23 protein-coding genes are annotated in these 25,057 nt (G+C 68.5%); 13 read left to right on the top strand and 10 right to left on the bottom strand.

Translation table 11 applies throughout. The annotated features are described in order from the left end of the window. Positions 1-15 precede the first annotated feature (15 nt). From HPA01S_RS09045 to HPA01S_RS09030, 4 genes are read left to right on the top strand one after another with little or no spacing between them, the layout of a single operon-like run. The gene (locus HPA01S_RS09045) at positions 16-2,514 is read left to right on the top strand and encodes a TonB-dependent siderophore receptor (protein WP_218005333.1); all 2,499 of its coding nucleotides are present in this window, start codon (positions 16-18) and stop codon (positions 2,512-2,514) included. A 25-nt stretch (positions 2,515-2,539) separates the two neighbouring features. After that, positions 2,540-4,210, top strand: a complete 1,671-nt coding sequence (locus tag HPA01S_RS09040) for a PepSY-associated TM helix domain-containing protein (protein WP_066269053.1) — start codon at positions 2,540-2,542, stop codon at positions 4,208-4,210. A 26-nt stretch (positions 4,211-4,236) separates the two neighbouring features. Then, the gene (locus HPA01S_RS09035; protein WP_066269051.1) at positions 4,237-4,557 is read left to right on the top strand and encodes a DUF3649 domain-containing protein; all 321 of its coding nucleotides are present in this window, start codon (positions 4,237-4,239) and stop codon (positions 4,555-4,557) included. Further along, positions 4,554-4,898 carry a DUF3325 domain-containing protein gene (locus tag HPA01S_RS09030; protein ID WP_084360569.1) on the top strand — a complete coding sequence of 115 codons (345 nt, stop codon included), beginning with the start codon at positions 4,554-4,556 and terminating at the stop codon, positions 4,896-4,898. Before HPA01S_RS09035 ends, HPA01S_RS09030 begins: the two co-directional genes overlap by 4 nt. 16 nt (positions 4,899-4,914) lie before the next feature. Here the strand turns inward: HPA01S_RS09030 and HPA01S_RS09025 are convergent, their stop codons facing one another. Then, positions 4,915-6,498, bottom strand: coding sequence for an MFS transporter (locus tag HPA01S_RS09025; protein WP_066269050.1), 1,584 nt, complete (start codon positions 6,496-6,498; stop codon positions 4,915-4,917). Positions 6,499-6,531: 33 nt separating this feature from the next. Here HPA01S_RS09025 and HPA01S_RS09020 point away from each other — a divergent pair, with 33 nt between their 5' ends. Continuing rightward, positions 6,532-8,097: an NHL repeat-containing protein gene (locus HPA01S_RS09020; RefSeq protein ID WP_084360568.1), complete on the top strand. Its 1,566-nt coding sequence runs from the start codon at positions 6,532-6,534 to the stop codon at positions 8,095-8,097. A gap of 69 nt (positions 8,098-8,166) precedes the next feature. On the opposite strand, the gene HPA01S_RS09015 is transcribed toward HPA01S_RS09020, so the two are convergent. Genes HPA01S_RS09015 through HPA01S_RS09005 form a run of 3 tightly spaced genes read right to left on the bottom strand, consistent with a single transcriptional unit; the run spans position 8,167 to position 10,309 of the window. Then, a complete protein-coding gene (locus HPA01S_RS09015) occupies positions 8,167-8,544 on the bottom strand; it encodes a DUF2845 domain-containing protein (protein WP_066269043.1) in 378 nt (125 codons plus the stop codon). A 9-nt stretch (positions 8,545-8,553) separates the two neighbouring features. Beyond that, entirely contained in the window at positions 8,554-9,183 is a 630-nt protein-coding gene (locus tag HPA01S_RS09010; protein WP_066269040.1) for a response regulator, read from the bottom strand. Next, positions 9,161-10,309, bottom strand: a complete 1,149-nt coding sequence (locus HPA01S_RS09005; protein WP_066269039.1) for a hybrid sensor histidine kinase/response regulator — start codon at positions 10,307-10,309, stop codon at positions 9,161-9,163. The genes HPA01S_RS09010 and HPA01S_RS09005 overlap by 23 nt, the downstream gene beginning before the upstream one ends. Before the next feature lie 172 nt (positions 10,310-10,481). Between HPA01S_RS09005 and HPA01S_RS09000 the strand changes: the two genes are divergently transcribed. From HPA01S_RS09000 to HPA01S_RS08975, 6 genes are all read left to right on the top strand, one after another. Then, a complete protein-coding gene (locus HPA01S_RS09000; protein ID WP_066269037.1) occupies positions 10,482-10,919 on the top strand; it encodes a hypothetical protein in 438 nt (145 codons plus the stop codon). 62 nt (positions 10,920-10,981) lie between these two features. After that, complete coding sequence (locus HPA01S_RS08995; protein WP_066269036.1) at positions 10,982-11,344, top strand: response regulator; 363 nt, start codon at positions 10,982-10,984, stop codon at positions 11,342-11,344. A 34-nt stretch (positions 11,345-11,378) separates the two neighbouring features. Beyond that, positions 11,379-13,565 carry a chemotaxis protein CheA gene (locus HPA01S_RS08990; RefSeq protein ID WP_066269030.1) on the top strand — a complete coding sequence of 729 codons (2,187 nt, stop codon included), beginning with the start codon at positions 11,379-11,381 and terminating at the stop codon, positions 13,563-13,565. 2 nt (positions 13,566-13,567) lie between these two features. Beyond that, positions 13,568-14,491 carry a CheR family methyltransferase gene (locus HPA01S_RS08985; protein WP_084360567.1) on the top strand — a complete coding sequence of 308 codons (924 nt, stop codon included), beginning with the start codon at positions 13,568-13,570 and terminating at the stop codon, positions 14,489-14,491. Positions 14,492-14,617: 126 nt separating this feature from the next. Continuing rightward, the gene (gene cheD / locus HPA01S_RS08980) at positions 14,618-15,250 is read left to right on the top strand and encodes a chemoreceptor glutamine deamidase CheD (RefSeq protein WP_066269028.1); all 633 of its coding nucleotides are present in this window, start codon (positions 14,618-14,620) and stop codon (positions 15,248-15,250) included. A 126-nt stretch (positions 15,251-15,376) separates the two neighbouring features. Next, positions 15,377-16,483 (top strand): protein-glutamate methylesterase/protein-glutamine glutaminase, encoded by a 1,107-nt coding sequence (locus HPA01S_RS08975; protein ID WP_066269027.1) that lies wholly within the window; start codon positions 15,377-15,379, stop codon positions 16,481-16,483. A gap of 63 nt (positions 16,484-16,546) precedes the next feature. Here HPA01S_RS08975 and HPA01S_RS08970 read toward each other — a convergent pair whose 3' ends face one another. After that, positions 16,547-17,254 carry a hypothetical protein gene (locus HPA01S_RS08970; protein WP_066269025.1) on the bottom strand — a complete coding sequence of 236 codons (708 nt, stop codon included), beginning with the start codon at positions 17,252-17,254 and terminating at the stop codon, positions 16,547-16,549. A 237-nt stretch (positions 17,255-17,491) separates the two neighbouring features. Between HPA01S_RS08970 and HPA01S_RS08965 the strand changes: the two genes are divergently transcribed. Next, positions 17,492-18,067 (top strand): DUF2889 domain-containing protein, encoded by a 576-nt coding sequence (locus HPA01S_RS08965; RefSeq protein WP_066269022.1) that lies wholly within the window; start codon positions 17,492-17,494, stop codon positions 18,065-18,067. 67 nt (positions 18,068-18,134) lie between these two features. Here the strand turns inward: HPA01S_RS08965 and HPA01S_RS08960 are convergent, their stop codons facing one another. The 5 genes from HPA01S_RS08960 to HPA01S_RS08940 all read right to left on the bottom strand — a co-directional run bounded on the left by HPA01S_RS08960 (position 18,135) and on the right by HPA01S_RS08940 (position 23,705). Continuing rightward, on the bottom strand, positions 18,135-18,581 hold the full coding sequence (locus HPA01S_RS08960) for a universal stress protein (protein WP_066269017.1): 447 nt from the start codon (positions 18,579-18,581) through the stop codon (positions 18,135-18,137). Positions 18,582-18,708: 127 nt separating this feature from the next. Continuing rightward, positions 18,709-19,140: a response regulator gene (locus tag HPA01S_RS08955; RefSeq protein WP_066269013.1), complete on the bottom strand. Its 432-nt coding sequence runs from the start codon at positions 19,138-19,140 to the stop codon at positions 18,709-18,711. Beyond that, positions 19,137-21,791 (bottom strand): PAS domain S-box protein, encoded by a 2,655-nt coding sequence (locus HPA01S_RS08950; protein ID WP_066269010.1) that lies wholly within the window; start codon positions 21,789-21,791, stop codon positions 19,137-19,139. The genes HPA01S_RS08955 and HPA01S_RS08950 overlap by 4 nt, the downstream gene beginning before the upstream one ends. Then, complete coding sequence (locus HPA01S_RS08945; RefSeq protein ID WP_084360566.1) at positions 21,788-22,849, bottom strand: ABC transporter substrate-binding protein; 1,062 nt, start codon at positions 22,847-22,849, stop codon at positions 21,788-21,790. Before HPA01S_RS08945 ends, HPA01S_RS08950 begins: the two co-directional genes overlap by 4 nt. Before the next feature lie 427 nt (positions 22,850-23,276). Beyond that, positions 23,277-23,705, bottom strand: coding sequence for a BON domain-containing protein (locus HPA01S_RS08940; protein WP_218005332.1), 429 nt, complete (start codon positions 23,703-23,705; stop codon positions 23,277-23,279). A gap of 254 nt (positions 23,706-23,959) precedes the next feature. Between HPA01S_RS08940 and HPA01S_RS08935 the strand changes: the two genes are divergently transcribed. Then, complete coding sequence (locus HPA01S_RS08935; RefSeq protein WP_066269007.1) at positions 23,960-24,988, top strand: extracellular catalytic domain type 1 short-chain-length polyhydroxyalkanoate depolymerase; 1,029 nt, start codon at positions 23,960-23,962, stop codon at positions 24,986-24,988. The last annotated feature ends 69 nt before the right edge of the window (positions 24,989-25,057 follow it).

Genomic DNA, 25,057 nt, shown 5'->3' with positions numbered 1-25,057 from the left:
CTGGAGATGGATTCGATGCAGATGTCTCGTACCCGGTTTGCCCTGGCGCCCCTGGCGCTGGCAGCCGCCCTGGCGCTCGGCGCCACCCCCGCCGTGTGGGCCCAGACCGCCAGCGCGGTGGAAATCTCGCTGGCCGCCCAACCGTTGTCGCAAGCCCTGACCGAGCTGGCGCGCCAGACCCGCACCACGCTGGTGGCCGCGCCCGCGCTGCTGGCCGGCAAGACGGCGCCGGCCGTCTCGGGCCGCTTCACCACGCGCCAGGCGGCCGACCGCCTGCTGGCCGGCAGCGGCCTGGTGGCCCACATCGACGGCAACGCCATCACCGTGCAGCAGGCACCGCAGGCAGACGCCGCCACCGACCCGGCACTGGCCACCGTCACGGTGACGGCCCAGAGCGAACGCAGTGCCACCACCGAAGGCAACGGCTCGTATGCGCCGAGCGCGATCCAGTTCGGCAAGGGTGAACAGAAGGTGCGCGAGATCCCGCAGTCGGTCACCGTGGTGACGCGCCAGCGCATCGAAGACCAGGGCCTGACGTCCATCGGCGAGGTGCTGGGGCAGACCACCGGCGTGACGCTGGAGAGCTCGGGCTACAACGGCGCCGCCGAAGGTGTGTATTCGCGCGGCTTCAAGATCGGCAACGTGCAGGTGGACGGTGCCGCCATCGACGGCTTCGGCGCCAATTACTCACCCAACCTCGCGCAGTACGACAGCGTGCAGGTGGTGCGTGGGCCGGACGGCCTGTTCGGCGGCACCGGCACACCCGGCGGCTCGGTCAACCTGGTGCGCAAGCGCCCCACCCACACGCCGCAGACGCAGGTGACGCTCTCGGCCGGCCGCTGGAACCAGTACGGCGCCGAACTCGACGTGGCGGGCCCGCTCACGCAGAACGGCAACGTGCGCGGCCGCGCCCTGGTGTCGCACACCGACCGCGAGTTTTTCTACGACAACGGCAAGGCGCGCACCACGCTGCTGTACGGCATCGTGGAAGCCGACCTCACGCCCTCGACCATGGTGACCCTGGGCGCCAGCCACGAACAGCTGGACGACGCGCCCTGGCGCACCGGCCTGCCGCGTTACGCCAATGGCGCCGACCTCGGCCTGCCGCGCAACACCTCCCTGTTCCCGACCTGGAACGACCGCAGCAAAACCAGCAGCGAAGTCTTCGCGCAGCTCGACCAGCGCCTGGCCGGCGACTGGCGCCTGAAGGTGCATGCCAACGTGGTGACGTTCGACAGCGACATCGTGGCGGTGGAAGCCTCCGGCGCGATCGACCCGCTCAGCGGCACCATTCCCGGCTTCTTTTCGAGCCACAAGCAGTACGGCACCGACAAGTACGCGCTGGACATCAACGCCAGCGGTTCGTTCCCGCTGCTGGGCCGCGAACACAAGCTGCTGGTCGGGATGGACTGGCAGAAGGTCAAGAACGACGAATACAACATCGTCACCGACTTCAACCCGGCGCTGACGCCGAAGAACGTCTTCAACTTCGACCCCCACTCCATCCCCTACCCGAGCCTGGTCTGGCGCTCTGGTGGTTACCCCGATTTCGGCGCCACGCAAAAAGCCCTGTACGGCCGCCTGACCGCCAACCTCAGCGACCGCACCAAGGCCATCTTCGGCGGCCGCTACTCCAGCTACGCCTACCAGTCGCCCTACGTGGCATACAACCGCGCGGGTGACGTCACCTCCAGCAGCCGGACCGGCTACAAAGAGTCGGGTATCTTCACGCCCTACGCCGGCCTGGTGCACGACCTGTCGGACCGCTGGACCGCCTACGGCAGCATCGCCGAAATCCACCAGTCGCAAGCCAGCCGGCTGCAAGGCCCGCTGCCCGGCACGCCGCTGGACGCCATCACCGGCCGCAACTACGAGCTGGGCCTGAAAGGCGAACACGCGGGCGGGCGCCTGACCAGCGCGTTTGCGCTCTACCGCATCGAACGCAACGGCGAAGCGGTGCGCGACCCCGGCTACCCGAGCACCGCGATCGGCGCCGAAGGCCTCAACTGCTGCCACCTGCCACAAGGCAAGGTGGTGAGCCAGGGCATCGACGCCGAGATCTCGGGCCAGCTGGCGCGCAACTGGCAGCTGTTCGCCGGCTACACCTACAACTCGAACAGCAACAAGACCACCCACCTGGCCTACCACTCCAGAACACCGCGCCACCTGTTCAAGCTCTGGACCAGCTACCGCCTGCCCGAAGACCTCTCGGCCTGGACGGTCGGCGCGGGTGTGAACCTGCAGAGCGCGACCCACGTGGCCGGCACCGCCAACACCTACAACCCGGTCTCCGGCCTGTTCAACGGGCCGGGCGTGCCGTTCCGTTTCAGCCAGGCCGGGTATGCGGTGTGGAACGCCTCCGTGCAGTACCGCATCAACCGCACCTGGAGCGCTGCGCTCAACGTCAACAACCTGTTCGACAAGACCTACTACAAGCAGATCGGCAACAGCGCCAGCGGCAACTGGTATGGCGACCCGCGCAACGTGGTGCTGAGCCTGCGCGGCCGGTTCTGAGCGCACGGCAAGCAACGGGCTCGGCATGAAAGACGGCTTTCGCCAGTGCATGGCCTGGCTGCACACCTGGACCGGCCTGGTGGTCGGCTGGGTGCTGTTCTTCGTCTTCCTCACCGGCACCGTCGGTTACTTCGACGAAGAGATCGGCCGCTGGATGCAGCCCGAGCGCCGGCCGCCACCGCTCACGCAGGTGGCGCCGGCCGTGGGCCTGGCCACCGCGCAGGCGCTGCTGGCGGCGGAACAGCCCGACGCGGCGCGCTGGATCATCCACCTGCCGGCCGACCGCGACATCCCGCACTGGCGCATCCACTGGCCCGGCCTGAAGGAGAACGTGCGCTACGGCCAGGGCAGCCGCTACATCGAGCCGGTGACGGGCGAAACCATCGTGCCGCAAGACCGCGCGGAACTGCGGCGCACTGGCGGCGGTGTAGCGCTCTACCGCATGCACTACGCGCTGCACTACATGTCCGAACGCACCGGCGTGCTGATCGTCGGCGTGTGCACCATGCTGATGCTGCTGGCCATCGTCAGCGGCATCGTCACCCACAAGAAAATCTTCACCGACTTCTTCACCTTCCGCCCCGGCAAGGGGCAACGCAGCTGGCTGGACGCGCACAACCTGATCAGCGTGACCGCACTGCCCTTCTTCCTGATGATCACCTACAGCGGCCTGGTGTTCTTCATGGACCAGTACATGCCCGCCGCCATGGTGGACAGCTACGGCGCGAGCAAGGAAGCCACGGCCCGCGCCAACCCGCTCAACCCGCGCGGCAACTCGAAGTTCGACCCGCTGTTCACGCCCGACCCCGAGTACGCCAAACCGGCACCCGGTTTGGGTGTGGCGGCGCCTCTGATCGACCTGCGTGTGCCGCTGCAACAGGTGCAGGCGCGCTGGGGTGCCGTCGGCCCCGACCGGGTGTCGATCGAACACCCGGGGCAACAAGGCTCGCGCATCACCTTCACACGCGAAGGCGCCACCGTGCTCGGCAACGACCGCCTGGTGTTCGACGGCAGCAGCGGCCAAGCGCTGGCCGACCCGCAGCGCCAGCGCGGCACCGCCTGGAACGTGCAGGACGTGTTGATCAACCTGCACGAAGGCATGTTCGCCGGCTGGGCCTTGCGCTGGCTGTACTTTCTCTCCGGCCTGCTGGGCTGCGCCATGATCGCCACCGGCCTGGTGCTGTGGACGGTGAAGCGCCGGCGCGACCAGGACAAGCGCCTCAAGGCAGGCCAGTCCGTGGCCTTCGGTTTCCGGCTGGTCGAGGCGCTGAACATCGGCACCATCGCCGGCCTGTGCAGTGCGGTGGCGGTGTACTTCTGGGCCAACCGCCTGTTGCCGGCCGACTTTGCAGACCGCCGCGCCTGGGAGTTCCACTGCCTGTTCATCGCCTGGGGGCTGTTGCTGCTGCACGCCGCAGTGCGGCTGCGCACCGCACCCGCACTGCGCGTGTGGCAAGAACAGCTCTGGGTCGCCGCGCTGGCCTTCGGCCTGTTGCCCGCGCTCAACGGGGCCACCACCGACCGCCACCTCGGCAGCAGCCTGGCGCAGGGCGACTGGGTGCTGGCCGGCTTCGACCTCACCACGCTGGTCTTCGGCGTGCTGTTCGCAGTCACCGCGTTGCGCCTGCGCCGCCGCCAGGCGAACGGCGCCCAGGCCGCGGCGCGGCCCGCCCGCACACCGGCGGCGGCCGCATGAAGGCCACCACCCCATCGGGACCCGGCATGAGCCAACACAACAACGCAGACAAACAGCACGGCGCGGCGTACCGCTGGCGTGTGGCCAGCCGGGTGCTGGCCGCCGCGCTCGGGGGTTATGCCGTCACCTCGCTCGCCACGGCGCTGCTGGCCCGTGGCCTGCGGGCACTGGAAGGCAGCTCGCAGGCCGGTGCCGTGCTCGGCGCCACCTTGTTCGGCTTCACGCTCTACACCGCGCTCGTCATCTGGGTCTTCAGCACCCGCAGCGCCACCCGCGCCTGGGCCGGCATGGCCCTCTCGGCCCTGGTGCTGGGCCTGTGGCTGCTGGCCCTGAGGATGGCCGCGTGAACACCAGCCTGCTCTGCGCCGCGGTGCTGGCCTGGTGTTTTGCCGGCATGACCGCGCTCAGCCTGGCGATGGACCGGCACCACGAACAACTCACCGGGCGCGCCGAACCAACGGCACATCAACGGCGCCTGCTGCGCTTGGCCGGCACGGCGCTGCTTGCCGCGCCCATCTGGCCCTGCATCGGCACCTGGGGTGTGGGCGTGGGCCTGACGGCCTGGTTCGGCTGGCTCACCGCGGCCGCGATGGCCGTGGCCTGGACGCTGCCCTACCGCCCGCGCTGGACCGCCGTGGCCGCCCTGCTGGCCGCGCCCGCCGGGTTGCTGGCCTTCGGCCTGGCCTGAGGTTCCGCCCCCGGCCTCAGCGCTCCGCGATGTAGTGCGACATGTGCGCGGCTTCGCCCTCGGCCAGGAAGGCGCGCACCTCGGTTTCGATCTCGTGGTCGGCCACCGTGGCGCGGGCGCGCTGGTGCAGGTAGTCGGCCCACGAGGTGACGATGAAGCGCTCCACATAACGCGAGGGTTCGCCCAGGTCCTTGTAGACGCGCCAGAAGGTGGCGCCGTCGCGGCGGCGCGGGTCTTTCATCTGCGCGATGGTGTCGAGGAAAGCCTGGTCCGCGCCAGCGCGGATGCGGTAACCCACCTCCACCGCCACCGGGCCGGCCTCGGGGCTGGGCTCGGCCTCGACGAACAGCTCGTCCCACGGCGTGCCCTGGGTCACTTCGTGGTCGTCGCCCACGCGCAGCGGGAAGGGCCGCGCCAGCAGCAGGCCGGCGGCCATCAGCACACCGGCGGTGGCCAGCGCGCCGGTCAGGCCCACGATGTCGGACACCGCGCCCCAGATCGCCGAGCCGATGGCAAAAGCGCCCAGCGCCGACACGATGTGCAGCGCCACCGCGCGCGAGCGCACCCAGGGCGGTGCGCTGGCCTGGGTGGCGGTGTTGAAGGTGGACATGGTGGCCATCCAGGCCGCGCCGCCAAAAGCCATGGCGATGTAGACCAGCCAGGGCACACGCACCCAGGCCGCCAGCAACATGACGGCGGCAAACACCGAGCAGCTCACCGCCACGATGCGGTCGAGCGCGAAGCGCGCGCGGAGCCGGCCGATCACCAGGCCCGAGGCCACGGCACCGGTGCCCAGGCAACCCATCAGCAGGCCGAAGCCTTCGGCGCCGGTGCCGAGCTGGCGCTGCGCGATCACCGGCAACAAGGCCCACAGCGCCGAGCCGGCGGCGCTGAAGGCCATCACCCGCACCAGCTGCGCCAGGATGATGCGCGAGTGCCAGGCGAAACGCAGGCCGCTCAAGGTACCGCCCCACAGCCGCTCGGGCGGCAGGGTGGACGGTGGGTGCGCGCGCGGCGGCCAGCGACGGATCGACTCCCACATCACCACCGTGGTCAGCACCGTGACGGCAAACACCCAGCCCGCACCGAGGCTGGCGAACAGCAGGCCGGCCAGCGTGGGGCCGATGGCGCGCGCGGCGTTGTAGGCAATGCCGATGGCGGTGATGGCCTGCGGCCACTCGGCGCGTGGCACCGGGTCGACCACCGAGGAATTCCAGGCCGGCGTGAGCACCGCCGTGCAGCAGCCACAGACGAACACCAGGAACAGCACCGAGGCCGCACCACCCCAGCCGGCCAGCACCAGCGCCGCGAGCAGCGCGCTGGCAGCCACCTGCGCGATCAGCGCGCCGGAGATCAGGCGCCGGCGGTCGGTGGTGTCGGCCAGCACACCGGCTGGCAGCGCCAGCAGGAACATGGGCAGGAACACCGCGGTCTGCACCAGCGCGGCGAGGAAGGACGAACCGGTGAGCTCAACCATGAGCCAGGCCGCCGCCATGGTCTGCATGCCGGCACCGACGAAGAAGATGGCGCCACAGATCCAGAGGCCCCGGAAGGCGGGTTGGCGCAATGGGCTCCAGATGGATGTGGTCGGTGCGGACATCTGGCGATTATCCGCAGCTGTCCTGTTCCGGGCATGTCGCGCTTCTTGCAAGCCGGCGATGCCCAATCACCAGAAGGCGGCCTGCAGCAAGGCGTGCTGGCGCGGCATGCGTGCTGTTGTGCACAGATATCGCTTCCGAAAAAGGAGCAAATTGCAGTTCCTGAACTACAGTCGTGGCCCGCTCAGCAGTGCCATCGGGGTGCGTGTTTTGCGCGGGTAATGCAAAGGTATTTCAAGATGAAGTCGTTTGGATTGACGGGGCTCGGTGGACGCCACAGCATGCTGGCTGGTGCGGTGGTGCTGTTGCTGGCGGCTTGCGGTGGCGGCGGCAGCGGCACCCCCACGGCCCAGCCACCCGAGGTGCCTGTCGCCAGGCACGTGATCGGCGGCACGCTCAGTGGCATCACGAGCGGCACGCTGGTGTTGCAGAACAACGCCGGTGACGAGCTGGCACTGTCTGCCAACGGCGGCTTCAACTTTGCAACCTCCATCGAACAAGGCAGCCGTTATGAGGTCACCGCGCTCAAGCAGCCACTGTGGCAGTTCTGCAGCGTGAACAACGACCGTGGCCAGGCCGCCGCCGACGTCACCAACGTGGCCGTGCACTGCGAGGCGGCGCAGGCCACCGTGTCGACGCTGGCGGGCTCGGGCACGGACGGCATGGCAGATGGCGAAGGACCCGATGCCCAGTTCAAGCTCCCAAGGGGCGTGACGGTGGATGCTGCTGGCAACGTATATGTGGCCGACTCCCTTAACTTGAGGCTCCGCCTGGTCTCACCCTCGGGCACGGTCACGACCCTGGCGGGCGGCGGCCTCGACGACACACTTGAGCAACCCTTCGGCCTGGCCCTGGACGCCGACGGCAACGTCTACCTGACCGAGCTGTGGGGCCACAAGGTGAAGAAGATCGCGCCCGGGCCCGTGGTGAGCACGGTGGCAGGGTCAGGCTCGGCCGGCTCGGTCGACGGCAACGGTGTCAACGCTTCGTTCAACCAGCCTGCGGGCATTGCGATCGACGCACAAGGCAACCTGCTGGTGGCCGACTCGTTGGGCCGCAAAATCCGCAAAATCACGCCGGCCGGCGAGGTCAGCACGTTCGCGGGCTCGCGCTCGGGCACACCGGGCACAGCTGACGGCACAGGTGCAGACGCCCGGTTCATGATGCCTGCCGGCATCACCATCGATGCCAAAGGCAATCTGTTCGTGACCGATTTCAACAGCCACGTCATTCGCAAGATCACACCGCAAGGTATGGTCAGCACCCCGTACGGCAAAATCGACGCCCACGGTTCCGAGGACGGCCATGGCAACAACGCAAGCTTCAATGCACCCGTCGGCATCGCCATCGATTCGAGCGGCAGCCTCTATGTGGCCGACAGCGGGTCGCACGTGATCCGGCGGATCACACCGGACGGCATGGTCAGCACCCTGGCCGGCACGCCGACGGCGCTAGGTGCACAAAACGGCGTGGGCGCAGCGGCCAGGTTCTGGGATCCCTACAGCGTGGCGGTGGACGCCAGCGGCAACGTCTACGTGGCCGATAAGAACAACCACCAGATCCGCAAGATCACGCCGACACGAGCCGTCCCCGTCCCTTAAAAACCGGCACGAACACCGCCGTGCGACCGGGCAACTGCGAGCCTGGGCACAGCGGCTGACGCGGCGGGCTCAGCGCGGTGTTTCGCCGTAATGGATGGAAATGACCCGGCCCGCGCGCAGCCGCACCGTGGCCTGCAGGTTGCCGGGGCCGCGGTCATAAAGCCATTCGTCCGTCGGCTGGCAAGGCAGGTATTCCGGGTAGTTCCGGGAGAAACCGCGCGGCGGCAGGATCTCGATCGGCGCGCAATAACTGTCGGCCAGCACCGGCGGCCCGCACTTGTTCACCAGCGCCAGGCGCGAATCGCCTTCGCTGGCAATGCCGCCTTCGCAGCGCAGCGACTCGGCCTGCGCCGGGCCCGGCAGCAGGGCCCATAGCGGCCACAACAGGGCCACGCCACGCAGCAATGCGGTGGACGCAAGGCGGTGGTGGCGGGGCCAGGCGCGCATGGGCAGCCTTTACACGATGCCGTTGCGGATCGCGTAGACCGTGAGTTCGGCGTTGTTCGCCAGGTGCAGCTTTTCCAGCACGCGCGCGCGGTACACGCTCACGGTCTTGGGGCTGAGCATGAGCTCTTCGGCGATTTCCGAGAGCTTCTTGCCCGAGGCAATTTTCTGCAGCGTCTGCAGTTCGCGCTCGGACAGGCTGGCGTGCAGCTCCTCGCTCTCGGGCGCGCTGAGCGTGTCCACCAGCATCTGCGCGACCTCGGCCGTCACGTACTTGCGGCCCTGCATCACGGTGCGGATGGCGGCCACCAGTTCGGCGGGTTCACCGGCCTTGTTCAGGTAACCGCGCGCGCCGGCGCGCAGGCAGCGGATGGCGTACTGGTCTTCCGGGTACATGGAGACCACCAGGGTCTTGACGTTGGAGCCCTCTTCCTTCAGCGTGCCCAGCACTTCCAGGCCGCCGCGCCCGGGCATGTTGAGGTCGAGCACGAGCACATCGCTCTCGACCTTGCGCATCAGGTCGCGCAGTTCGGGGTAGCTGCCGGCTTCGCCCACCACCTGGATGTCGGTGGCTTCCGAGATGGTGTCGCGGATGCCGCGCCGCACCATGGCGTGGTCGTCACACAAAATCACCTTGATCATGGGGCTCCTCATCGGCCTGAGCCGTGTTGTCCGGGTTGCTGGAAGTCTGCAGGGGCACCGACAGGATGACCGAAGTGCCCCTGGGCGATGAGCTGATGTCGAGCCAGCCGTCCACCTTGGCCGCGCGCTCGCGCAGGCCGAGCAGCCCAAAGGACTTGGCCTTGCGCAAGGCCTGCGCATCGAGGCCGCGGCCATTGTCGTTCACCTCCAGCGTCAACACGCCTTCGCGGTCGCTCAGGTCGATGTCGACCGCGCTGGCCTGTGCGTGTTTGTGCACATTGGTCAGGGCTTCCTGCGCCGTGCGGTAGGCCACCAGCTGCAGATCACGCGGCACGTCGAGCTGTTCGGACGAGCGGCGCACCGTCACGCGCAAGCCGGTGCGCCGCTCGAAACCGGCGGCCAGCCAGACCACGGCGGCCACCAGTCCCTGGTCGAGGATGGGCGGGCGCAGGTTCATCATGATGCGCTGGCTCGCGCCCAGGGCGTGCTGCAGCATCTCCATCGCCGAACCGAGGTGGCGCTGCATCTCCGGGTCGGACGCGCGGCGCGCGACCCAGGCGAGGTCGAGCTTGACGGCCGCCAGGGAACCGCCGATGTCGTCGTGGATTTCGCGCGCGATGTCGGCACGCTCCTGTTCAATGCTGGTCTGCAGGTGTTCGGCCAGCTCGGCCAGGCGCCGGCGCGACTCGGCCAGCTCGGCGTCGGCCGCGGCCTTGGCGCGGCGCGTCTCGCTGATCTCGATCGCACGTGCGATCACGTGCGAGAGCTTGTGCATGCTGTCCTTGAGCAGGTAGTCGCTCACGCCGCGGTGCATCGCGTCCACCGCGGCGGCTTCGCCGATCGCGCCGGAGAGGATCACGAAGGGAATCTCCAGCCGCATCTCGCGCACCATGTCCCAGGCGTCCAGGCCGGTGAAGCCGGGCAGGTGGTAGTCGGCCAGCACGATGTCGTAGCGGCCGCTTTCGAGCTCGCTGCGGAAGTCGTCCATGGTGTCGACCAGCATCACCTCGCTGATGAGCTGGCTGCGCTGCAGGGCGAACTTCACCAGGGCGTGGTCCACCCGGGAATCTTCCAGGTGCAGGATGCGCACGGGGGGCTTGTCGGGGTTCTCGGGCGTTCCGCTCATGGGTCTGGTCTGCTGCTGGCGGGCGATGGAGCGCCCGCAATCGGGTGGCCAAGCGGGGAACTGGCGCCGAATTCGGCCGGTTATCGGTCAATTCAGCGCCGCACAGATGCTGAAAATTGTAATGCCGACCACACTGCCGCCCCCTTCCCAAACCCACTTGGAGCACCCGACGATGCAGCAGACCCCTCCGTCTGTCTCCCTGCCCGTGACGCTGGTGGCCGATCTCCAGGATTCGCTGCTGATGGCCATGACCGACCTGCAGCGCCTGGAAGGCCTGCTGGACCACGCCACCGGCAACCTGCTGATGCGCTTCGGTGCCGCCAACCGGGCGCTCGGCGAGCTGGGCGCACAGGCCCGCAGCGACGAGACCCTGATCGGCCCGATCCGCGACAACCTGCACCAGGCGGTGACCGAGCTGCAGTTCCATGACATGGCGACGCAGCTGATCGAACACACCGGCAAGGTGCTGCAGAGCTGCGCCTGGCGCCTGGCCGACCAGGCGATGGAACCCGAAGAGGGCGAGGTGCCGATGGAAATCGACCCGATGCCCGAGCGCCCCAGCCCGGTGACCCAAAGCGAGATGGACGCGGGCTCCATCGAACTCTTCTGAGCACCCGGCCGATTCAAGCCGGTGCCTTCCATGCCGATATCAGACCAAAGACGGAGTAAACCATGCGATCGATTCTTGCCGTAGACGACTCGGCATCCATGCGAAAAATGGTGTCGTTCACCCTGACGGGGGCCGGCTACCACGTGGTGGAAGCCGTGGACGGGCAGGACGCCTGGGAAAAGGCCCAGGCGCACAGCATCGACCTAGTGCTGACCGACCAGAACATGCCCAACCTGGATGGCATCGGCCTGACGAAGAAGCTGCGCGAGCACCCCAAGTTCAAGACCGTGCCGATCCTGATCCTGACCACCGAGTCCAGCGACCAGATGAAGCAGCTCGGCCGCGGCGCCGGTGCCACCGGCTGGCTGGTCAAGCCCTTTGATCCGGCGCGTCTGATCGAAGTGATCCAGAAAGTCATTCGATGACCTCCCCGCCACGCACACACCAAGGAGTTTCACCATGGGTGAAATGATGAGCGAGGGACACAACCTCGGCAACGACATCGACCTGAGCCAGTTCTACCAAATCTTCTTTGAAGAAGCGGGCGAGAACCTGGACTCGATGGAACAGATGCTGCTCGCGCTCGACCTGGAGAAGGCCGACGACGAAGAGCTCAACGCGATCTTCCGTTGCGCACACTCCATCAAGGGCGGTGCCGCCACCTTCGGTTTTGCCGACGTGGCGGAGCTCACGCACCAGATGGAATCGCTGCTGGACAAGCTGCGCCGCCACGAGCTGATGCCCACGGCCGCCATGGTTGACGTGTTGCTCGAATCCTCCGACGCACTGCGCGGCCTGCTGGCGGCGCACCAGGGCCGCGGCGTGGCGCCGCCGGCCACGGCCGAGCTGGTGGCACGCATCAGCGCACTGGCCAACGGCGAAGACCACGAACAGGAAGAGGAAGCCCCCGCCGCACCGCCGGCGGTGGTGGCAGCCCCGGTGGCCGCACCGGCACCGGCGCCAGCGGCCCCGCGCAAACCGGCCGCCAAGGCCGAACGTGAGCTGGACATCCTGGTCGGCCCGCTGGACAACCCGGCTTCGGCCGACGGCATTGCCGAGCTGTTCCGCGACATCCCCGGCCTGGGCTCGGTCGAGACCCTGCCCTGCGACCTGAGCACGCACCGTGCCTGGCGCGCCCGCACCAGCGCCAGCGACAACGACCTGCTGGACCTGTTCACCTTCCACGTCGGCAAGGACGACATCCGCATCGTCGAGCACGCCGCCGAAGAAGCCGCCGCCGTGGTAGTGGCCATCGCACCCGCCGAACCGCCGGTGGTGAGCATCAGCTACGACGCCGACGGCGGCGAGGTGCTGATCGGCACCGGCCACCCCAACCCGACCACCGAAGGCCGCGACTACGGTTTCTTCGAAGGCGCGCCCGGCGTGCCGGGCGGCCCCACCGCTCCCGCCAAGGCCGCGGCCACCACCACGGCCAAAACCGAAACGCGTGCCGCCGCCGGTGCGGCCGCGGGCGCGGGCCTGGAGTCGAGCACGCTGCGTGTCTCGGTGAGCAAGGTCGACCAGCTCATCAACCTGGTGGGCGAACTCGTCATCACCCAGGCCATGCTGGCGCAGAAAAGCCGCGAGCTCGACGACAAGGACAACCAGCCCCTGCTGGCCGGCCTGGCCGACCTGGACCGCAATACGCGCGACCTGCAGGAAGCGGTGATGTCGATCCGCATGATCCCGATGTCGGTGGTGTTCAACCGTTTCCCGCGCATGCTGCGCGACCTCGCCAGCAAGCTGGGCAAGAAGGTCGAGCTGGTGACGCAGGGCGAATCGACCGAACTCGACAAGGGCCTGGTGGAGAAGATCACCGACCCGCTGACCCACCTGATCCGCAACAGCTGCGACCACGGCATCGAAATGCCGGAAGAGCGGCGCGCCAAGGGCAAGGCCGAACACGGCACCATCACGCTGTCGGCCACGCACGAAGGCGGTTCGATCCTGATCGAGGTGCGCGACGACGGCAAGGGCCTGTCGCGCGAGAAGCTGCTGAAGAAGGCGCGCGAAAAAGGCATCGACGCACCCGACACGCTGACCGATGGCGAAGTCTGGAACCTGATCTTCGCGCCCGGCTTCTCCACCGCAGACCAGGTCACCGACGTGTCCGGCCGCGGCGTCGGCATGGACGTGGTGAAGAAGAACATCACCGCGCTCAACGGCACGGTGGACATCGATTCGGCCGAAGGCTTCGGCATGCGCGTCTCGGTGCGCCTGCCGCTCACGCTGGCCATCATGGACGGCATGTCGGTGCGCGTCAGCGACGAGGTGTACATCCTGCCGCTGTCGAGCGTGATCGAGTCGTTCCAGATCAAGCCCACCGACATCAACACCCTGGGCCAGGGCGCCCAGGTGGTGAAGGTGCGCGACGAATACATGCCGGTGGTGGAACTCGAACACGTGTTCCAGGTGCCACGTTTCGAGTCCAGCGGCGTCAGCCCCATCATGGTGGTGGTGGAAGCCGAAGGCTCGCGCGTGGCCCTGATGGTGGACGAGCTGCTGGGCCAGCAACAGGTGGTGATCAAGAACCTGGAGTCCAACTACCGCAAGGTGCCCAACATCTCGGGCGCCACCATCCTGGGCGATGGCAAGGTGGCGCTGATCCTGGACACCTCGGGCCTGGTGCGCCGCTCACGCCACTAGACATGCTCAATACCCCCACCGCGCTTCGCGCGACCCCCTCAAAGGGGCAACACCCGCGGCCCGGTGGCACCGGTTCCACGGCGTCTTCGGACAAGGATGCCTCGCTCGATGGACCGCTGGCCGAAGGCCGCGAGTTCGTCTGGGCCGACGCCGACTTCGCGCGCATCAAGGCACTGATCTACAAGAAGGCCGGCATCAGCCTGCACGACGGCAAGCACGCCATGGTCTACAGCCGCGTCTCGCGCCGCCTGCGCGAAACCGGCCACGGCAGCTTCAAGAGTTACCTCGACTGGCTGGAGCAGCACGACGGTGGCGAGTGGCAGGAGTTCATCAACGCCCTCACCACCAACCTCACGGCCTTCTTCCGCGAGCAGCACCACTTCGGCATCCTTCACGACCTGCTGGCCGCAAAACGCTCGCAAGCCTGGCGCATCTGGTGCTCGGCCGCGTCCACCGGCGAAGAGCCCTACTCCATCGCCATGACGGCCACCGAGGCGCTGGGCGCATCGGGTTCGTTCGAGATCGTCAACAGCGACATCGACACCAAGGTGCTGGCCACGGCGCAGCGCGGCGTCTACAAGACCGATGGCGTGAAGGGCCTGACGCAGGCTCACCTGCAGCGCTTCTTCATGCGCGGCAAAGGCAGCAACGCCGGGCTGATGCGCGTCAAGCCCGAGCTGCAGAAACACATGCAGTTCCTCAGCGTCAACCTGATCGAGAACCTGCCGTTTCGCGAACCCTTCGACGTCGTGTTCTGCCGCAACGTGATGATCTACTTCGACGCCGCCACGCAGCGCGCGGTGCTCGAACGCATCCACCGCGTGATGAAGCCGGGCGGCATGTTGTTCGTCGGCCATGCCGAGAACTTCAGCGACGCGCGCAACCTGTTCGCCCTGCGCGGCAAGACCGTCTATGAAAGGCTTTGAACGCCCCCCTGCGGCGCTGCGCGCCTTTCCCCCGGTGGGGGGACGACACCTGCGGCCCGGCGTAGCCGGCTCCGTGGTGTCTCTGGATGAAGGCACTTCACGCCTGCGCGTGGGTGGAGGCCCGGCATGATGGTTGCAACGCCCCGCTCTTCGCTCGACGTGCTGCGGGCGCGCACGCCCAAGCCGGGCGAGGCCAGCTTTTTTTACCGCGACCACCACTTCAACAACGACGCGGTGAAGGTGCTGCCCGGCGAGTACTACGTGACCACCGAGGACATGCTGCTGATGACGGTGCTGGGCTCCTGCATCGCCGCCTGCCTCTGGGACCCGCGGGTGCGCGTGGGGGGCATGAACCACTTCATGCTGCCCGACGGTGGCAACGATTCGGGCGGCCGCTACGGCTCGTATGCGATGGAGCTGCTGATCAACGAGATGATGAAGCTCGGTGCACGGCGCGAAACCATGCAGGCCAAGGTGTTCGGTGGCGGCCAGGTGATGCACACCTTCACCACCATGAACGTGGGCGAACGCAATACGCAGTTCGTGCTCGACTACCTGCAGACCGAGCGCATCGCCGTGATCTCCAAGGACGTGCTCGACATCCACCCGCGCAAGGTCTGTTATTTCCCGGCCACCGGCAAGGCGATGGTGAAGCGCCTGGCGCACTCGCATCCCGAAACCCTCGAAACACAGGACCGCAAGATCAACGCCACGGTGGTGGCCAAGGCCGCAGCCGGTGGCTCGGTGGATCTGTTTTGAAACACCCCGTCGCTTGCTCACTGCGTGTCGCCGCATCCCCCTCAAAGGGGGCAACACCAGCGGCCCGGCAAAGCCGGTTCCGCGGTGTTTCCGGACAAGGCACGTGGATCGCAATGGAGAGATGAAATGGCAAAAATCAAGGTGATCGTGGTGGACGACTCTGCGCTGGTGCGCAGCCTGCTCACCGAAATCATCAACCGGCAGAAGGACATGACCTGCATCGGCGCGGCCAGCGATCCGCTGGTGGCGCGCGAGATGATCCGCGAGCTCAACCCCGACGTCATCACGCTCGACGTGGAGATGCCGCGCATGGACGGGCTGGAGTTCCTCTCGCGCCTGATGCGCCTGCGCCCGATGCCGGTGGTGATGGTCTCCACCCTCACCGAGCAGGGTGCCGAAACCACGCTGCGCGCGCTCGAGATGGGCGCGGTTGACTTCGTGGCCAAGCCACGCATCGGCGTGAGCAGCGGCCTGAACGAACTGGCCGGCGACATCGTGGACAAGATCCGCGTTGCCGCCGCTGCGCACGTGAAGCGCCTCGCGGCCCCGCTCGGCGCCGCATCGGCAACCGCCGGCACGGCGAACGGCGCGGCCACACCGGCCGAGCCGCCGCGCGCGCCGCTGCCGCGGGTTTCAACCGAAAAGATCATCTGCATCGGTTCCTCCACCGGCGGCACCGAGGCCATCCGCGAGGTGCTGGTGCCGATGCCGCCCGACGCGCCCGCCATCGTCATCACCCAGCACATGCCGCCGGGTTTCACCACCAGTTTCGCCAACCGCCTGAACACGCTGTGCCGCATCCAGGTGCAGGAGGCGCGCCACGGCGAACGCATCCTGCCCGGCCACGCCTACATCGCGCCGGGCGGGCGCCAGTTCCGCATCGACCGCAACGGCTCCAACTACGTGGCCGTTGTGGAAGACACCGAACCGGTGAACCGCCACCGCCCTTCGGTGGAGGTGCTGTTCAAGTCGGCCGCGCGCGTGCTGGGGCCGAACGCGCTGGGCATCATGCTCACCGGCATGGGCGCCGATGGCGCGAGCGCGATGCGCGAGATGAAGGACGCCGGCAGCTACAACTACGTGCAGGACGAAGCGAGCTGCGTGGTGTTCGGCATGCCGCGCATGGCGATCCAGCACGGCGCGGCGCACGAGGTGTTGCCGCTGACGCAGATCGCGCCGGCGCTGCTGGCGCGCCTGGCGAGCACACCGTCCGGCGTGCGGCACCGCATCTGAAATTTTGACCGGGGTGCTTACGGCGCTGCGCAGCAGCAGCCGGTCCTGCCGAGGCCAGCGGCCTCAAACCATCTGGTTGACCAGGGTGCCCGCTTCCAGCGGCGCCATGCTGCTGTTGCCGCGTTCGTCGTAGGCCAGCACGTCGGCCGGGTCCACCAGCTCCACCACCGCCACGGGCTCGGCGCCTTCGGGCGTGGCCGCGTCCGCCATCACCGGCCACGGCAGGGGGTCGGGCGCGGGCAGGGCCGCGCGTTCGGGCACCAGCGGTGTCTTGCGCGCCACCAGCGTGGCGGCCACCGCCGACAGGTCGGGGGCGGTATCGCTCTGGCTGCCGGGCAGCTCGCTGCCGTTGGGTGGTTCGATGCCCAGCGCGCGGTCAATCACCGCCGCGCTGGCGGCCCACATGCGCGAGAGCACGCTCTGCAGGTGTTCGATCGCCTGTTTGTCCTTGGCCTTCTGCTGTTCGGCCACCTGGGTGGCTTCCTGCTTCGCCTGCCGCTGGGCCACCGGATCGTGCGGCGCCGGCATGCGGGCCTCGCCGGCCGCCGGGCTGGCACTGTCGGCCGCCGCGGTGCGCGCTTCGGCCTGGCCGCGGGTGGCCAGGGCATGCTGTCGCGCGGCCTGGCCCTCGCGGCCAAATCCGGTTTGAGCCTTGCCGTCGTGGTTGCCCGCCTGCACGGGCTGCACGGCAGCGGCCGGCGACACCGGGGCGACGGCGCCGGAGGGCGGCGTCGGCCAGGCGACGGCAGTGGTGGTTGAAATGTTCAACATGGGCATTCCTCTACGGCGTCCACCGGCCGCACACAGGCCCGGTGTTCTTGAGCTGTTTTCGGCGTTCCGCACGGGAACTTGAGGTTTTTTTCCGACGCACGGTCAGGCCGGCCGGCGCAGCGGCGGCCCGGCGTCATGCGCACGCCGCCGTGTTCGCAGGTTTTCAGCCGGCCCGCCAGCAGGCGCTGGCGCGGGGCGGGACAATCGGCGCAGACAACGCCCCACCGGAGAACCACCTTGCCCTTGCCTGCCCCCGCCCCCCGCCGCCCCATGCACACCCGGCGCGTCGAGTACCAGGGGTTTCAGCGCGACGACGGCCTGTGGGAGATCGAAGGCGAGCTGCACGACAGCAAGCCGCACGCCTTCGAGATCCCCGGCGAAGGCCGCTGGGAAGCCGGCGAAGCGGTGCACCACATGCGCATCCGCGTGACGTTCGACGAAACCATGGTGATCCGCGGCATCGACGTCGCCATGGACGCGTTCCCGCATGACCCCTGCCCGAGCGCGCTGCCCAACATGCAGCGCATGGTGGGTGAGGTGCTGGGCCGTGGCTGGCGCCAGACCATCCAGCGCCACCTGGGCCACGTGGCGGGTTGCACGCACCTGCGCGAGCTTTTGTTCAACCTCGCAACCGCGGCGTTCCAGACCCGTTCGGAATCGTTCGCGGCACACGGCGACGGCCTGCCGCCGCCCCACCTGGGCCAGTGCCGGGGCTGGGACTTCAACGGCCCGGTGGTCGAGAAGGTGTACCCGATGTTCTTCCGCTGGCAGCCGCCGGCGCCCAAGGCACCCCCAGCCTCTGCGGCACCCTGAGGCCCGTGCCGCGCCCATGAAAGAAGCCGGCTCACGGCCGGCTTCCTGCGTGTGGTGGCGGATGCGGTCAGTCGGCGGCGGTGTCCTCGGGCACCTTCACCAGCGTGACCGGCACCGGCGAGCGTTGCACCAGCTCCTGCGACACCGAACCCAGCACCGCCGCACGCAGGCCGCTGCCGCGCGTGCTCATCACCACCGCATCGCAGGCGTGGCGCTCCAGCAGTTCCAGCAGCTGTTGCGCCGGGTCGCCGCTGGCCACGGCCGATTCGACCTGCACACCGGCCGCGCTCAGCAGGGCCACGGCCGGGCGCACCAGGTCGCGCCCGGCGGCGTCGCTCACCTTCTGCAGCACGGCGGGGTCGTGCGCCACCACCATTTCGTAAAGGTTGGCCGCCTCCTGCACGTTGGCCACCACGGCGCGCGCCTTCAGGCCGGCGCCCACCAGCCGCAACACATGGTGCACGGCCAGCAGGGCCTGCGGGGAACCGTCGACGGGAATCAGGATTTTCAGCATGGGCACTCCGGAAAACAGGAAACAACAGCAGGCGCAGGCGCCGCTGGCGTGAACACCGTGCCAGCGGCCGGGCCGGATGGCGGGTGTGGCCCCCCGCGGGCCTCGTCAAAGCTGCACCGGGGTGCCCTCAGTATGGCCGCTCGTTGAGCACGCACCAGTACAGCTCGATGCGTTCTGCGACTTCGATGAACTGGCTGAAGTTCACCGGCTTCTCGATATAGGAGCTCACGCCCAGGTCGTAGGCGGCCTTGAGGTCGCTTTCTTCGCGCGAGGAACTCAGCACCACCACCGGAATGCTGCGGAATTTTTTGTGCGTCTTGAGCTGCTGCAACACCTCCAGGCCGTTGACGCGTGGCAGGTTGAGGTCGAGCAGGATCACGGCCGGCAGGCATTCACCACCGTCCCAGCGTTCAAACCAGGACAGCGCCTCTTCGCCATCACGCGCGACGTGGATGGTGGTGGCGAAGCGCTGCTTGTTGAAGGCGCGCAACGTGAGGTCGATGTCCATCGCGTTGTCTTCCACCAGCAGGATCGTGTGGCGTGACCGGGCCGATTTCATGACGGGAACTCCAGGTAGAAGGTGGCGCCCTGCCCGACCGTGCTCTCGGCCCAGACCCGACCGCCCATGCGCTGCACCGCCTTGGCCACCAGCGCCAGACCCACGCCGGTGCCCGAGTAGTCTTCGGCCCGCTGCAGGCGCTGGAAGATGCCGAAGATGCGGTCGTGGTACTTCATGTCGAAGCCCACGCCGTTGTCGCGCACCCAGAGCACGCAGCGCTGGTCTTCATGGCGTGCGCCAACCTCGATGCGCGGCTGCGGCTGGCTCTGGCTGAACTTGACGGCGTTGCCGACCAGGTTGCGCAGCACCACCGCCATGCCCTCGCGGTCGAGCTGCAGCACCATCGGCTCCAGTTGCAGCACAACCTCGGTGCGCGCCGCGGCGATGTCGGCCGCGTGGCCTTCCAGCACCAGGTCCAGCAAGGGCTTGAGTTCCACCTGGCGCTGCTCCATGGTGCGGCGCTCCATGCGCGAATAGGCCAGCAGATCGGAGATCAGACAGCCCATCTGGTGCACGCCGCGGCGGATGCGGCCGATGAACTGGCGGCCCTCTTCGTCCAGCCGGTCGCTGTGCTCTTCTTCCAGCAACTGGCTGTAGCCGTCGATGCCGCGCAGCGGCGCCTTCAGGTCGTGCGAGACGGTGTACGAAAACGCCTCCAGCTCGCGGTTGGCCACGCTGAGCTGCTCGGTGCGTTCGGCCACGCGCTGCTCCAGCTTGGCGTTGATGCGCTCCAGGTTCATCTGCGCCAGCTTGATGTGGGTGACGTCGAGCAGGGTGCCGCTGAAGTGAACGCCGGCACCATCGGCGAGCTCGCGGCATTCGACGCCGCCGCGGAACCAGCGTTCACGCCCGAGCGAAGGATGGCGGCGGAACTCGGTGTGCATGCGGCCCACCTTGTGCCGCGGCAGGGTGCGCAGGAAACGGCCCACGCGGTCGCGGTCCTCGGGGTGCAGGCAGTCCAGATAGGCCTCCAGCGTGGGTGGCGGCCCCAGCGCTTCGTCGCGCCCGATGTTGTGGTACATCTGGCGCGACCACCAGATGTGCCGCGTGTTCGAGTCGTACAACCAGCTGCCCAGGCCGGCCATGGCCTCGGCCTGCTCCAGCAGGCTCTTCTGGTCGCTCAGGGCCTGGCTGGTCTGCAGGCGTTCGGTCACGTCCTGAACGATGGAGAACAGGTGCTTGAGCGTGCCGTCGGGCTCACGCACCGCGCGCACATGGATCTCGGTGTGCACGAAGCTGCCGTCCCAGCGCATGAACCGCTTCTGCATCTGGTAGCTCTCGGTCTCGCCGGCCTTCATGCGTTCAAGCAGTTCGAGGTTGCGATCCAGATCCGGCTGCGGCGTCATCTCGGCCCAGCTCACGCTCAGCAGCTGCTCGCGCGTGTAGCCGAGGATTTCGCACAGCCGATCGTTCACCTGCAGCCAGTGCGTGTCGTGCGGCGACGAGATCGCCATGCCGATCAGCGGCAGCTCGTAGAACATGCGCTGGAACTCGACCTGGTCGCGCTGCGCCAGCTGGGCCTCTTTCTGCACCGTGATGTCGAGCAGCACACCGCTGATGGCCGTGACCTTGCCGTCGGCATCGCGCGTGAGCGAGCTGCGGTCGTCGATCCAGATCCAGCGGCCGTCGGCGCAGCGCAGCCGGTATTCCTGCCGGTACTGGTCGGGGCCGTGGTCCAGGTAGTGGTCGATCTCGATATTGACCTGGCCCACGTCATCGGGGTGGATCAGGCTGTCGTAGGTCATGCGGCCCTGCAGCAGGGGCTCGGGCGCATAACCCCATTGCGCGATGGAAGGACTCACGTAACGGATCGGGCAACCGATCACGTTGAGCCATTCGATCACCACCAGCGGCGAACGGTCCACCACATCGGTCATGCGCTGCAACAGGGACTGATCGGCCTGCAGGCGCTCGGCCATGCGGTCGGCCGCAGCGCCGATCAGCGCCAGTTCGTCGCGTCCGTGCAGGCCGGTGCGGGCCTGCAACTGGCCCTCGCCCATGGTGGTGAGCGCGCGCGCCAGCTGCTCGGCGCGGCGGAACCAGACCCAGTGCAGCAGCAGCGCCAGCAGGGCCACCATCGCGGTCAGCACCAGGGCCTCGCGCAGCACCTGGGCGCGCATGCCGGCATGGCGCGCGGCGATCGGCTGGCTCAGGTTGACCAGGGTCAGCAGCTCCAGGCCGGGCTCAAGCGCGGCACGGCCGAACAGCCAGGGCTGCGCCGGCGCACGCGCCACCTGCAATGTGGAGCCGGCCAGGGGTTGGGCGAACGCGGCGCGCATGCCCGCGAGTTCGGGATACAGCTGGAGCAGATCGTCAAAAGACATGCCGATGTCGGAGCGCAGCAACGAGGCCTGCACCAGTCCACGGTCGTCCAGCAAATAGGCGTGCTGCATGCCGCTGTACAGCCCCAGGCCGCCGACCAGGCGGCGCACCTGCAAGGTGTTGAAGTTGCCGGCCTCGGCACTCAGGCGGCTCTGCTCCACGCCCAGGCGCTCGTGCAGCCGGCGGCTCTCGTTCTCGGTCACCTGCTGGTCCACCTCGCGCCACTGCAGCACGAGGTTGATGCCGGTGGTGGTGATGGCAAACGCCACCAGCATCAGTGGCGCCAGCCAACGTGCCGGAATGGAGAGCAGGCGCGCCACCGGCTTCATGGCCGACCCCGCGGGTGCGGCGCGCGGCGTGCCGGCGCGGTGTCGATCAGGTCGGCCCAGCGCGGCGGGGCCTTCAGCACGCCCGGCTCCATCAGCAGCTGGGTCACGGCCTGGCCCTGTTGCGCCAGCCGCGGCGGGTCACCGCTGAGCAGCTGCAGCGATTCGACCGGGGTGTAGAAGCGCAGACCCTTCTGCACGGCTTCGTATTGCGCTGGCGTGAGGCCGGCACCCGGTGCCAGCGCCGCGGCCGCGCCGATCGGGTCTTGCTGCAGCGCCGCCAGGCCGGTGGCCCAGCTCGCCATCAGCGCGTCCACCGCCTTGGGCCGGTTGCGCAGCACCTCGGTGCGCACGACCAGCACGTCAACGATCTCACCCGGCATGGCCCGGCTGTCGAAGATCGGGCGGAAACCTTCGCGCTGCATCGGTTCGTCGATCGGCGCATAACTCACGGCGGCGGCCACGCGCCCGCTTTGCAGCGCGGTCAGGTGCTGGGTGGCGTCCAGCCGCAACACAGTCACCTGCTCGCGGCGCAACCCGGCCTGGTCCAGCAGGCGGTCGAGCATCAGCGTGCCCACGGTCGCGTCTTCCACCGCGATGCGCGCGCCACGCAGGCCGCCCAGCTGGCGGATATGGGGCGCGACCAGCACCACGTCGGCACCGGCGGAGGTGTCGAGCACGGCGACGATGCGCGCGTCAAAACCGCTGTCGATCAGGCGCAAGGCCTCGCCCATGGTCAGGCCGGCGGCGTCCAGCAGGCCGTTGCGCAGGTGGCGCAAGGCCTCTGCGCTGGAGATCAGCTCGACCACCTTGACCTGCTGCGGATCGGCCAGGCCGCGGTCGCGCGCCAGCACCAGCGGGTCGTAGCCGATCCGGGTGTTGATGCCCACCAGCAGCGGCGGCGCGGGCACTTCGCTGCAGGCCAGCACAACCATGGCCAGTGCCGCCAGCGCGGCGCAGCGCAGCATGCGCAGGCCGCGCGTGCGCCACGCCATGCTGGAGGCCGTACGCCCACAGCAAAACCCACCGAACACCGGCATCACGTGCAATCCGTTTGACATGGAAACATTCTGTCACTTGAACGCTGCATTTCAGCCGGATGCGATGGGGAATGCTGCCCGGAAGCGCCAAGCGGCAGTCCCCGCGCAGGAAAGTGTGCCTTTTTCGCCATCCGCAGCCCTGCCCGTCCGGCTCACATCACCCTGTGATGTGCCGGCTGTAGGGCGCGCCTGTCGAGCTTGCGGCGTGCGCGGTGCTTGGCGTTGCGTGGGGAAAACTTGCGTGGGGAAAGGTTGCTGGGGGGGGTGATTGCGGACGCGGCCCAACGCCGGCAGCGGCTTGTGGCGCTGGTGCTGGTCCGCCCGACCGAAAAAAGACCAGCGCGCTCAGCCAAGGCTCGGACGCACGACCTGTTGCCGCACACATGCGGCGAGACCCGGAGACGCTGCCGTGCAGCAGCACCTTGGCCGGATCAACACCGCAGTGTCGTCACGGCTTGAGGGTGACGCCGTTCTGTACCCGAAGGACGCCTTCCACACCCTTGGCCACCTCCACTGCGCGGTCGATCTGCGCCTGACTGGCGACGGCGCCCGAGAGCTGCACTTCACCCGCCACCGTGGTGACAGAGATATCGGCTCCCTTGACGGCTTCGTCGGCCAGCAGGGCGGTTTTCACCTTGGTGGTGATCACGGTGTCGTCGATCTTCTCGCCCATGGTGGTGGACGGTGCGGCGGACTCGGTGCTGGCGCTCGGCGGTGTGGGCATCACCGGCGGTGCTTCGGCCGGGGCCGAGTTCGGGGGCGGAGCCGCAGGGGCTTCCATCGGGGTTTCGGCCCGGTTGCAGGCGACCAGGGTGGTCATGGCCAAGGCCACTGCGGCGGCAAACACCGGACGGTAAAGGGGGTGCGGCTTGCGCATGGGACTTCTCCTTGTCAGGGGCACCGACCTGGTGCCCTGCGTTCACTGTCGGGCGCACGGCGCACCTGTGTCGGTTCGACAGCGCACACAACACCGCGTGCCCCGGGGAGCGCACACACAGGGTTACACAAGCCTGCGGCACACTGGGTTCCACACCCCTGCTCCATGAACGGAACGCCCATGCGACGCTGCCACCGCCTGCTCTCCTGCCCCACCCGGTCCACCGCCGCTCCACGCACCCGGCGCGCCGGCGCATGAGCCGCCGCCGCGGCAGCGCCAGTTGGGTACGCGCCTTCAACCGCAGCCTGCGCGCCGTGACGCGCGCCGCACTCACACCGCCGCGTGCAGCGCCCAAGAAGAAGCCGGTGCGCGCGGCCACCCCGGCGCCGCGCAAGGCGCCAGCGGCCGGCGCGGGCGACTGGCAGCCCGGCCTGGCCATGGGCCCAGGTGGCGCGCGCCGCTACCGCCTTTACCGCCCGCCCGATCTGCTGCCCGGTGAACGACTGCCGCTGCTGGTGATGCTGCACGGCTGCGGCCAGGACGCGGCAGGTTTTGCCGCCAGCACCCGCATGAACACGCTGGCGCGGCGCGAACGTTTCATGGTGCTCTACCCCGAGCAGGACCGGCTGGCCCATCCGCAACGCTGCTGGAACTGGTATGCGCTGCGCAACGGCCGCGCGCAGAGCGAGATGGCCTTGTTGATGCTGGCCATCGACCAAGTCTGCCTGCTGCAGCCGGTGGACCCGGCGCGCATCGCCATCGCCGGCCTGTCGGCCGGTGCCAGCATGGCGGCCCTGCTGGCCACGCGCCACCCGGCACGCTTCCGCGCGGTGGTGATGCATTCGGGCGTGGCGCCCGGCGCGGCCGAATCCACCGCCACGGCTTTGGCCGCCATGCGTGGCCAGCGCCTGCCGGCACCGGGCACCGCCAGCGCCGGGCCATCCACCGTGCGCTGGCCACCGCTGCTGGTGATCCAGGGTGCGGACGACGGCGTGGTGTCACCGCGCAACGGCACCGCCGCCGCCCTGCTGTGGGCCGAACACGCAGGCGCCAAACCAATGGCGCCACGCGTGCTGCGGCGCGGCCAGCGCCACCCCATGGCCGTGACCGATTTCAAACAGCGCGCGCGCGTGGTGGCTTCGCTGGTGGACGTCTCGCGCCTGGGCCACGCCTGGAGCGGCGGCGCGGCCAGCCAGGCCTTCAGCGACGCCAACGGGCCCGACGCCACACGCATGGCATGGGCCTTCATCGAGAAGCAGTTCCGCCTGCCACCACCGGCCTGATCCGTGCAAGAGCGTGTGATGACGCACAGACCTGCGCACGGCCTGCGCATTAGCCTGACCGCCACATAC

The organism is Hydrogenophaga palleronii NBRC 102513 (assembly GCF_001571225.1).
In the GTDB taxonomy this organism is placed as follows: Bacteria; Pseudomonadota; Gammaproteobacteria; order Burkholderiales; family Burkholderiaceae_C; genus Hydrogenophaga; species Hydrogenophaga palleronii.
The sequence above is the reverse complement of the archived record's forward strand: the minus strand, read 5'-3'. Positions and strand labels throughout refer to the sequence as shown.

What these genes read in the sequence shown, in the direction of transcription:
- HPA01S_RS08985 (WP_084360567.1), top strand. Translation starts at nt 13,568, where the DNA reads ATGCTCAATACCCCCACCGCGCTTCGCGCGACCCCCTCAAAGGGGCAA.
- HPA01S_RS08950 (WP_066269010.1), bottom strand. Translation starts at nt 21,791, where the DNA reads ATGAAGCCGGTGGCGCGCCTGCTCTCCATTCCGGCACGTTGGCTGGCG.
- HPA01S_RS08955 (WP_066269013.1), bottom strand. Translation starts at nt 19,140, where the DNA reads ATGAAATCGGCCCGGTCACGCCACACGATCCTGCTGGTGGAAGACAAC.
- HPA01S_RS08945 (WP_084360566.1), bottom strand. Translation starts at nt 22,849, where the DNA reads ATGTCAAACGGATTGCACGTGATGCCGGTGTTCGGTGGGTTTTGCTGT.
- HPA01S_RS08975 (WP_066269027.1), top strand. Translation starts at nt 15,377, where the DNA reads ATGGCAAAAATCAAGGTGATCGTGGTGGACGACTCTGCGCTGGTGCGC.
- HPA01S_RS09035 (WP_066269051.1), top strand. Translation starts at nt 4,237, where the DNA reads ATGAGCCAACACAACAACGCAGACAAACAGCACGGCGCGGCGTACCGC.
- HPA01S_RS08940 (WP_218005332.1), bottom strand. Translation starts at nt 23,705, where the DNA reads ATGCGCAAGCCGCACCCCCTTTACCGTCCGGTGTTTGCCGCCGCAGTG.
- HPA01S_RS08935 (WP_066269007.1), top strand. Translation starts at nt 23,960, where the DNA reads ATGAGCCGCCGCCGCGGCAGCGCCAGTTGGGTACGCGCCTTCAACCGC.
- HPA01S_RS08960 (WP_066269017.1), bottom strand. Translation starts at nt 18,581, where the DNA reads ATGCTGAAAATCCTGATTCCCGTCGACGGTTCCCCGCAGGCCCTGCTG.
- HPA01S_RS09010 (WP_066269040.1), bottom strand. Translation starts at nt 9,183, where the DNA reads ATGATCAAGGTGATTTTGTGTGACGACCACGCCATGGTGCGGCGCGGC.
- cheD (WP_066269028.1), top strand. Translation starts at nt 14,618, where the DNA reads ATGATGGTTGCAACGCCCCGCTCTTCGCTCGACGTGCTGCGGGCGCGC.
- HPA01S_RS09025 (WP_066269050.1), bottom strand. Translation starts at nt 6,498, where the DNA reads ATGTCCGCACCGACCACATCCATCTGGAGCCCATTGCGCCAACCCGCC.
- HPA01S_RS08995 (WP_066269036.1), top strand. Translation starts at nt 10,982, where the DNA reads ATGCGATCGATTCTTGCCGTAGACGACTCGGCATCCATGCGAAAAATG.
- HPA01S_RS08990 (WP_066269030.1), top strand. Translation starts at nt 11,379, where the DNA reads ATGGGTGAAATGATGAGCGAGGGACACAACCTCGGCAACGACATCGAC.
- HPA01S_RS09015 (WP_066269043.1), bottom strand. Translation starts at nt 8,544, where the DNA reads ATGCGCGCCTGGCCCCGCCACCACCGCCTTGCGTCCACCGCATTGCTG.
- HPA01S_RS08970 (WP_066269025.1), bottom strand. Translation starts at nt 17,254, where the DNA reads ATGTTGAACATTTCAACCACCACTGCCGTCGCCTGGCCGACGCCGCCC.
- HPA01S_RS09005 (WP_066269039.1), bottom strand. Translation starts at nt 10,309, where the DNA reads ATGAGCGGAACGCCCGAGAACCCCGACAAGCCCCCCGTGCGCATCCTG.
- HPA01S_RS09020 (WP_084360568.1), top strand. Translation starts at nt 6,532, where the DNA reads ATGTCGCGCTTCTTGCAAGCCGGCGATGCCCAATCACCAGAAGGCGGC.
- HPA01S_RS09000 (WP_066269037.1), top strand. Translation starts at nt 10,482, where the DNA reads ATGCAGCAGACCCCTCCGTCTGTCTCCCTGCCCGTGACGCTGGTGGCC.
- HPA01S_RS09040 (WP_066269053.1), top strand. Translation starts at nt 2,540, where the DNA reads ATGAAAGACGGCTTTCGCCAGTGCATGGCCTGGCTGCACACCTGGACC.
- HPA01S_RS09045 (WP_218005333.1), top strand. Translation starts at nt 16, where the DNA reads ATGCAGATGTCTCGTACCCGGTTTGCCCTGGCGCCCCTGGCGCTGGCA.